The organism is Streptomyces sp. NPDC048584, from assembly GCF_043199595.1.
GTDB classification, from domain to species: domain Bacteria; phylum Actinomycetota; class Actinomycetes; order Streptomycetales; family Streptomycetaceae; genus Streptomyces; species Streptomyces edwardsiae.
The window spans coordinates 365,965-373,465 of the sequence record NZ_JBICWF010000008.1; the positions used below are offsets into that span (position 1 = coordinate 365,965).

Sequence of the window (7,501 nt, forward strand, 5' to 3'; positions counted from 1 at the left end):
GTTACACGGAGACTTTCTCGCTCGGCGTACGCACCTCGGCGTCCGGCCGCCGCTCGCGGTCGCGGGCCGTCTCGCCCGCGTCCTGCCGGAAGGCCCATGCCATCCTCGGCTCCACCACGCACCGCAGGGCCCGCTGTACGGGTTTGGTGCACAGCACCGTGACGGCGGCGGCCGCGAGGACGGTCAGCCCGATCGCGCCGAGCGGTTCCCCGAACACCGGGTCGTGGAACCAGCCCGCGTAGCCGCCCGCCTTCACCAGGAAGGCGTGCAGCAGATAGCCGTAGATCGTGCCCGCGCCGAGCGAGGTGAACCACATGTGCCGGCGCGGCACCCAGGCGAAGAAACAGGCGGTCAGCAGCAGCGAGCAGCCGATCGTGGCGAACACCATGACCGGGCCCGTCCACCACGGCGCGCCCAGCTCCTCCGCGGCCCTGTTGTGGTACAGCCAGCCGAGTTTCATGCGCGGCATCGACCACCAGGCGACGGCCGTCGCCGCGGCCAGCACCGGCAGGGACATCAGCCGCACCGAACGCCGCTGCACCCGCTGGAAGTGCTCGGGCCGCAGCGTCAGGCCCAGCACGAAGAACGGCAGGAACTGCAGCACCCGCTGGAGCTCCAGGTCGTCACCGATCTGCGGTGACACCGAGCCGAGGGCGGCGAGGACCAGCGAGACCGCCACCGGATGACGGACCGTCTTCCACATCGGGGTGGTCAGCCGCCAGATGACCAGCGCGCACAGGAACCACAGATGATAGGTGGGGTCCAGCAGCGTGATGCCGTAGTCCGGGTCGTCGTTCCCATAGCGCTGGAACAGGGAGTACGCGGTCTCGAAGACGACATAGGGGACGATCACTCCGGTGATCAGCCGCTTCACATGGTTGGGGCGCAGATCGAAACTGCGGGAGAAATAGCCGGAGATCAGGATGAACGCCGGCATGTGGAACGTGTACACGACGCGGTACGCGGTCTCCACCGCCCCGTCGTCCAGGATCTGTCCCCAGGCGTGACCGACGGCCACCAGCACGATCGCCAGGTACTTGGCGTTGTCGAAGAACGCGTCGCGCTGTTTGCCGGGCGGCGCCGTCCGGTCGCTCTCCTTGCTCTCGGCGCGTGGGCTCGGCACTCCGTCCGCCGGCGACTGCGCCGGGGGAAGCGGCCTCCTTCGGTTGCCGTACGGTCGCTGCGAGTTCGTCACAGACCCTCCCGACAGGAACTCGGGGAGATGATCGGTGGGCTCGCTGCGCTTGCGGGGGACGAGGCAGCGTGGAACATCTGAGGCACCCTAGCGTTGTCCGTGGGATTTCGTAAAACACCGACGTCGTTACCGGATATCCCGCTCGGGTACCCCGGATCGGGGAATGTGTGCGGGCGTGCTTCGTGATGGACAACACACGGTGCGGGGGGTGGGGTTGAGCGTCGCGTGCGCGTTTTTTTCGTGACAGTACCGGACAAAGTCGTGCATAGGGCGGACGGGCCACCCAGGCGAAATGCCCTGCTTCCGGTCATTCTTCCTGGCCCGCTCCCGGGTCTGTCGGGACGCCCGCGGTGCCAATTCGAATTACCTGCGAACGCGTTGTGTGGAGACGGAAACGATCCGGTCCAATTCCTTGCGCGGGTGTTGTTTCGAATTGCCGTGCGATATAGCGCTGTTGGCCCGTGGGGGCGGTCGCGCGCGGGAGGAACCGGCCGCCCCGGCGCGGACGATGTGTCAGCGGCCGCATAGGGGAGCCCGGTTGGTGGCACGATGGTTCTGGCGGGGTGCGCGGGGTCGCGTCGCCCGGGCCGGGGAAGCGGAACCGACCGAGGGTGTGATCAGTTGTGGCCATTTCACTGTCTGTGGTGCTGCTGTTGGCGATCATCCTGGTGGTGCTGCTCAGAGGCGGCTCCATCAAGGCCGGGCCGGCGGTCGTCGCCGTCCTCTTCGGCTTCTTCCTCGCCTCCACCGGCATGGCCGACGACATCCAGCGGTTCCTGGACTCGATAGCCGAAATGATCAACTCGATCAGCTTCTGACCCCGCCCGGCCCCGCCCCGGACGGCACCGGCCCACGGAAACGCCCGGGGCCGGGCCGGAGGAATCAACCTCCGGCCCGGCCCCGGGCGGTACAGAGCGGGCGACGGGAATCGAACCCGCGTAGCTAGTTTGGAAGACTAGGGCTCTACCATTGAGCTACGCCCGCATGCGTCGCGCCGCGCGTCGGTGACCGCGGCACTGACAGGCATCGTAGCGGGTCGTACCCCTTCGCCGCACACCCCGTTTCCGGCCCGCCCCGGCGCCGCACCCCGCCCGTGAAACGCGGCGGCCGTCGCGGCCGGGGACATGTACCCTACGTGTCGCACCAGACGGGGTGTGGCGCAGCTTGGTAGCGCGTCCGCTTTGGGAGCGGAAGGCCGTGGGTTCAAATCCCGCCACCCCGACCAGCCACCTGCCGTAGTGCCGGTGATCGCCTTTTGGGTGCCGTAGCCGCTGCCGTTACTATGCAGACTGCGCGCCCTGTGTGTCTCTGACAGTCCTCCGGGCGGCGAAATCGGCCGGACCTCTCTGGTCCCGGCAGTACCGAGAAGTCAGCCACAAGGAGACCGAACCGTGAAGAGCGCCGTGGAGACCCTGAACCCGACCCGGGTTCGGCTCACTGTCGAGGTGCCCTTCGAGGAGCTCAAGGACAGCCTCGACGCGGCGTACAAGAAGATCAACCAGCAGGTCACGGTGAAGGGCTTCCGCAAGGGCAAGGTCCCGGCCCGGGTCATCGACCAGCGGTTCGGCCGCGGTGCGGTGCTGGAGGAGGCCGTCAACGACGCCCTCCCGAAGTTCTACACCGACGCGGTCAACGAGGCCGAGCTGAACCCGCTCGGCCAGCCCGAGGTCGACATCACGGAGCTGAAGGACGGCGAGACGCTGAACTTCACCGCCGAGGTCGACATCCGCCCCGCCATCGAGATCCCGGACTACTCCGGCATCGAGGTCGAGGTCGACGCCGTCGAGGTCACCGACGAGGACGTCGAGAAGTCGGTCGAGCAGCTCCGCGAGCGCTTCGCCTCCACCTCCCCGGTGGAGCGGGCCGCCGCCGACGGTGATGTCGTCACCATCGACCTGGAGGCCAAGGTCGACGGCGAGGTCCTGGAGGACGGCGTCGCGAGCGGCGTCTCCTACACCATCGGCTCCGGTGAGCTGCTGGACGGCATCGACGACGCCGTGACGGGTCTGGAGGCCGGTGGCGAGGCCACCTTCGCCTCCGAGCTCAAGGGCGGCTCGGCGGCCGGCAAGGAGGCCGAGGTCACCGTCAAGGTCTCCCAGGTCGCCGCCCGTGAGCTGCCCGAGCTGGACGACGAGTTCGCCCAGCTCGCCTCCGAGTTCGACACCCTCGAGGAGCTGAAGGCGGACAGCCGTAAGCGCCTGGAGAACATGAAGCAGTACGACCAGGCCACGCAGGCCCAGGAGCGCGTCCTGGAGAAGCTGCTCGAGCTGGTCGAGGTCCCGGTCCCCGAGAAGCTGCTCGAGGACGAGATCAACACCCGTAAGCACAACCTCGAGCACCACCAGCTCGGCCAGATGGGCCTCGACCTCGCGAAGTACCTGGAGATCCAGGGCAAGACCGAGGAGGAGTTCGAGACCGAGACCCGCGAGTCCGCGGTCAAGGGCATCAAGACCCAGTTCGTGCTCGACGAGCTCGTCAAGCAGGAGAAGCTCAACGTCAACCAGGAGGAGCTCACCGAGCACCTCATGCGGCGCGCGGCCTCCTCCGGCATGTCCCCCGACCAGTTCGCCCAGGCCGTCGTCGAGCAGGGCCAGGTCCCGCTCCTCGTCGGCGAGGTCGCCCGCGGCAAGGCGCTGGCCGCCGTGGTCGAGAAGTCCACGGTCAAGGACACCAACGGCGAGATCGTCGACCTCGAGGACGAGGACGAGGACGAGATGGCGGCCGAGGCGGAGACCGCCGAGACCGCCCCCGAGGAGAAGCCCGAGGCCTGACCCTCACCGCTCCACCCACGACGGGCCCCCGGACCACCGGTCCAGGGGCCCGTCCGCCGTACCGCGGCTGTCGGCCGGTGGGGGCTGTTCGCGCAGTTCCCCGCGCCCCCGGGTGGGCTGCGCCACCGGCCGGCGGGGATGTGCCCCGTGTCGTGCCGCCGCTGCGCCGTGCGGCGGCTGCCGGCCCCCACCGGCCCGCGCCCGCGCACGAAACCAATGTCCCCGCCGTGTGGGCGCGACAGCGGCGCCGCTCGGGTACGCCCCCGGACGCTGACGCGGCCGGCCCCAGGGGCGCGGGGAACTGCGCGACCAGCCCCCGCCGCCCCGCGCCCGCGCACGCAACCGGGACCCCGCCGCGCTACGCCCCCGGCGAACACCCCGGTTACCGGGATTCCCCGGCGGAGCCCCCGCGTTAGGGTCCATGAATACCAGGGGACGCGAGTCACCGATAACGCTCCAGTCCCACAGGGAAACGTGAGACGGCCCGGCGCCGTCGTAAGACGAGCAGGTGGATACGTGACGAATCTGATGCCCTCAGCCGCCGGCGAGCCCTCCATCGGTGGTGGCCTCGGCGACCAGGTCTACAACCGGCTGCTCGGCGAGCGGATCATCTTCCTCGGCCAGCCGGTCGACGACGACATTGCCAACAAGATCACCGCACAGCTGCTGCTCCTTGCCGCCGACCCGGACAAGGACATCTACCTGTACATCAACAGCCCCGGCGGCTCGATCACGGCCGGCATGGCGATCTACGACACCATGCAGTTCATCAAGAACGACGTGGTGACGATCGCGATGGGCCTGGCGGCCTCCATGGGCCAGTTCCTGCTGAGCGCCGGCACCCCCGGCAAGCGCTTCGCGCTGCCGAACGCCGAGATCCTGATCCACCAGCCGTCCGCCGGCCTCGCCGGCTCGGCCTCGGACATCAAGATCCACGCCGAGCGGCTGCTGCACACCAAGAAGCGCATGGCGGAGCTGACTTCCCAGCACACCGGCCAGTCGGTCGAGCAGATCACCCGCGACTCCGACCGCGACCGCTGGTTCGACGCCTTCGAGGCCAAGGAGTACGGCCTCATCGACGACGTGATCCCCACGGCCGCCGGCATGCCGGGCGGAGGCGGCACCGGGGCCTGAGCGGCCGTACGGGAGCCCCCGTGGCCCCGCACCGGCCCCCGGACCCCTCCTCAGGGCCCGGAGCACGCCCCAGCAGCCCCAGCCGACCGCCTCAGCCCCTTTCAGGAGACATCGTGAACGACTTCCCCGGCAGCGGCCTGTACGACCGCACGCCCGCCGCCTCCGAGGGCCGTTACACCGGCCCCTCGGCCGAGTCCCGCTACGTCATCCCGCGCTTCGTCGAGCGCACCTCCCAGGGCATCCGCGAGTACGACCCGTACGCGAAGCTCTTCGAGGAGCGGGTGATCTTCCTCGGCGTCCAGATCGACGACGCCTCGGCCAACGACGTCATGGCGCAGCTGCTGTGCCTGGAGTCGATGGACCCCGACCGTGACATCTCGATCTACATCAACAGCCCCGGCGGCTCCTTCACCGCGCTCACGGCGATCTACGACACGATGCAGTACGTGAAGCCGGACATCCAGACGGTCTGCATGGGCCAGGCCGCCTCCGCCGCCGCCGTCCTGCTGGCCGCCGGTACGCCCGGCAAGCGCATGGCCCTGCCGAACGCGCGCGTGCTGATCCACCAGCCGTACAGCGAGACCGGCCGCGGTCAGGTCTCCGACCTGGAGATCGCCGCCAACGAGATCCTGCGGATGCGCAGCCAGCTGGAGGAGATGCTGGCCAAGCACTCCACCCGCCCGCTCGACAAGATCCGCGAGGACATCGAGCGCGACAAGATCCTCACGGCCGAGGACGCGCTGGAGTACGGCCTGGTCGACCAGATCATCACCACCCGGAAGATGGACAACTCCAGCCTGCGCTGACGCGACGCGGGGGTGTAACGTCTGCCGCCCCTTGGCACGGTTTGGCACGGTCCACGTCAAAGTGAACCGTGCCAAGGGGGGCCCGAACGGGGGGCCAGGCAAGGTACCGTCGGACATAAGGCAGCACCAGGAGTCGCTGGACGTTGACGTCCAGGTGGCTCCCAGGCGAAGGGGAAGCACACCGTGGCACGCATCGGTGACGGCGGCGATCTGCTCAAGTGCTCGTTCTGCGGCAAGAGCCAGAAGCAGGTCAAGAAGCTCATCGCAGGGCCCGGTGTCTACATCTGCGACGAGTGCATCGATCTCTGCAACGAGATCATCGAGGAAGAGCTCGCCGAGACCAGCGAGGTCCGCTGGGAGGAGCTGCCCAAGCCCCGCGAGATCTACGAGTTCCTCGAGGGGTACGTGGTGGGGCAGGAGTCGGCCAAGAAAGCCCTCTCCGTCGCCGTGTACAACCACTACAAGCGCGTCCAGGCCGGCGAGAACGGCGGCGCCCAGGGCCGTGAGGACGCCATCGAACTGGCGAAGTCGAACATCCTGCTGCTGGGCCCCACGGGCTCCGGCAAGACCCTCCTCGCCCAGACCCTCGCCCGCATGCTGAACGTGCCGTTCGCGATCGCCGACGCCACGGCGCTCACGGAGGCGGGCTACGTCGGCGAGGACGTCGAGAACATCCTGCTGAAGCTGATCCAGGCGGCCGACTACGACGTCAAGAAGGCCGAGACGGGGATCATCTACATCGACGAGATCGACAAAGTCGCCCGCAAGAGTGAAAACCCGTCGATCACCCGTGACGTCAGCGGCGAGGGCGTGCAGCAGGCCCTGCTGAAGATCCTCGAGGGCACCACGGCCTCCGTGCCGCCGCAGGGCGGCCGCAAGCACCCGCACCAGGAGTTCATCCAGATCGACACGACGAACGTGCTGTTCATCGTGGGCGGCGCGTTCGCCGGACTGGAGAAGATCATCGAGGGCCGGGCAGGCGCCAAGGGCATCGGCTTCGGCGCGACGATCCGCTCCAAGCGGGAGATGGAGAACAAGGACCAGTTCGAGCAGGTCATGCCCGAGGACCTGGTCAAGTTCGGCATGATCCCCGAGTTCATCGGCCGGCTCCCCGTCATCACCAGCGTCCACAACCTGGACCGCGAGGCCCTCCTCCAGATCCTGGTCGAGCCGCGTAACGCGCTGGTGAAGCAGTACCAGCGGCTGTTCGAACTCGACGGTGTGGAGCTGGACTTCGAGCGTGAGGCACTGGAGGCCATCGCCGACCAGGCCATCCTCCGCCAGACCGGCGCGCGCGGTCTGCGCGCCATCATGGAGGAGGTCCTCCAGGGTGTGATGTACGAGGTCCCGTCCCGCAAGGACGTCGCCCGCGTCGTCATCACGGCCGACGTGGTCCTCTCCAACGTCAACCCGACCCTGATCCCGCGCGACGCCCGCGGCCGCGGCTCGGGCGAGCAGAAGACGGCGTAACCCCGGACACGGGGGGGGGGGGGGGGGGGGCCGGCGCGGGGGCCCCCGGCGGGGGGGGGGGGGGGGGGGACGACGTCGGGGGAGGGGGGGGGGGGGGCGGGGGTGGGGGGGGCCGCGGGGGGGAG

At 68.9% G+C, this 7,501-nt stretch carries 6 protein-coding genes and 2 tRNA genes; 6 read left to right on the plus strand and 2 right to left on the minus strand.

Annotated features, from left to right (window positions below; translation table 11 throughout):
* Position 1: 1 nt before the first annotated feature.
* Entirely contained in the window at positions 2-1,195 is a 1,194-nt protein-coding gene (locus tag ACGFR9_RS20370; protein ID WP_393210403.1) for an acyltransferase family protein, read from the minus strand.
* A 623-nt stretch (positions 1,196-1,818) separates the two neighbouring features.
* Here ACGFR9_RS20370 and ACGFR9_RS20375 point away from each other — a divergent pair.
* On the plus strand, positions 1,819-2,013 hold the full coding sequence (locus tag ACGFR9_RS20375; protein WP_030217669.1) for a hypothetical protein: 195 nt from the start codon (positions 1,819-1,821) through the stop codon (positions 2,011-2,013).
* A 95-nt stretch (positions 2,014-2,108) separates the two neighbouring features.
* Here the strand turns inward: ACGFR9_RS20375 and ACGFR9_RS20380 are convergent.
* A tRNA-Gly gene (locus ACGFR9_RS20380) sits at positions 2,109-2,179 on the minus strand.
* Between the two features lie 164 nt (positions 2,180-2,343).
* Here ACGFR9_RS20380 and ACGFR9_RS20385 point away from each other — a divergent pair.
* The 5 genes from ACGFR9_RS20385 to clpX all read left to right on the plus strand — a co-directional run bounded on the left by ACGFR9_RS20385 (position 2,344) and on the right by clpX (position 7,376).
* A tRNA-Pro gene (locus ACGFR9_RS20385) sits at positions 2,344-2,420 on the plus strand.
* A gap of 166 nt (positions 2,421-2,586) precedes the next feature.
* On the plus strand, positions 2,587-3,966 hold the full coding sequence (gene tig / locus ACGFR9_RS20390) for a trigger factor (protein ID WP_393210406.1): 1,380 nt from the start codon (positions 2,587-2,589) through the stop codon (positions 3,964-3,966).
* Positions 3,967-4,494: 528 nt separating this feature from the next.
* Positions 4,495-5,100, plus strand: coding sequence for an ATP-dependent Clp protease proteolytic subunit (locus ACGFR9_RS20395; protein WP_030217676.1), 606 nt, complete (start codon positions 4,495-4,497; stop codon positions 5,098-5,100).
* 113 nt (positions 5,101-5,213) lie between these two features.
* Entirely contained in the window at positions 5,214-5,906 is a 693-nt protein-coding gene (locus tag ACGFR9_RS20400) for an ATP-dependent Clp protease proteolytic subunit (RefSeq protein WP_030217679.1), read from the plus strand.
* Positions 5,907-6,089: 183 nt separating this feature from the next.
* Positions 6,090-7,376: an ATP-dependent Clp protease ATP-binding subunit ClpX gene (gene clpX / locus ACGFR9_RS20405; protein ID WP_030217681.1), complete on the plus strand. Its 1,287-nt coding sequence runs from the start codon at positions 6,090-6,092 to the stop codon at positions 7,374-7,376.
* The last annotated feature ends 125 nt before the right edge of the window (positions 7,377-7,501 follow it).

Excerpts from the sequence above, each read along its gene's own strand:
- ACGFR9_RS20395 (WP_030217676.1), top strand. The coding sequence starts at position 4,495 with ATGCCCTCAGCCGCCGGCGAGCCCTCCATCGGTGGTGGCCTCGGCGAC.